General features: G+C 34.2%; 1 protein-coding gene. It reads right to left on the bottom strand.

The window, feature by feature from the left end; genetic code table 11:
• On the bottom strand, nucleotides 1-453 hold a 453-nt coding region (locus ACZ76X_RS29000; protein ID WP_479852478.1), incomplete at both ends, for an FtsW/RodA/SpoVE family cell cycle protein.

Here is a 453-nt window from a genome sequence, read left to right as displayed (position 1 = left end):
AGGCATCATCCCAACAATCATTCCAATATTTTGGAAGATTTGCAGTGTTAATACACTAATTGTCCCAGCACATATTAATGTACCAAACAGACTCTCTGCTGAATGCGCAATTATAGTTATTCGATATATAAGAAGTAACAAGACCAATATAACGAGAGATGCAATTATAAATCCGCCCTCTTCAGCGATAGTAGCAAAAATAAAATCAGTATGCTTTTCAGGAATATATACACTTCCTTGGCCGAATCCTTTCCCATGTAATTCACCACTTCCAACTGCTAAAAGGGATTGTTGCGTTTGATATCCTTGGTCTACATTTTCAGCTGGATTTAGCCAACCTATAATACGTGATTGTTGGTGATCTTTTAACCTAGTAACTAATTCTTTAAAGAAAAAATCTGGAAATCTTACGTAGATAAATATTAATGTAGATAATATAGTTACCGGAATGAA

This window comes from Bacillus sp. BC05(2025) (genome assembly GCF_056725905.1).
The sequence above is the reverse complement of the archived record's forward strand: the minus strand, read 5'-3'. Positions and strand labels throughout refer to the sequence as shown.